Genomic DNA, 255 nt, shown 5'->3' on the forward strand with positions numbered 1-255 from the left:
TCCCGTACGGGATCTACGACATCGCTCGCAACACCGGCTGGGTCAACGTCGGGACCGACCACGACACGGGCGAGTTCGCGGTGGAATCCATCCGCCGCTGGTGGCGGCAGCGCGGACGGAAGGACCACCCGGATGCCGACAGGCTGCTGATCACCGCCGACTGCGGTGGTTCCAACGACCCCCGCCGCTGGACATGGAAGAAGCACCTCGCCGTCTGCGCCCTGGAAAGCGGACTGGAGATCACGGTCTGCCACT

The 255-nt window shown here is 67.1% G+C and carries 1 protein-coding gene; it reads left to right on the plus strand.

The window, feature by feature from the left end; genetic code table 11:
- Nucleotides 1–255, plus strand: a 255-nt coding sequence (locus V2J85_RS41140; RefSeq protein WP_419836894.1) for an ISAzo13-like element transposase-related protein, incomplete at both ends; no start/stop codon positions are given.

The sequence above is a fragment of the Streptomyces bugieae genome, assembly GCF_036352915.1.
GTDB lineage: Bacteria > Actinomycetota > Actinomycetes > Streptomycetales > Streptomycetaceae > Streptomyces > Streptomyces endophytica.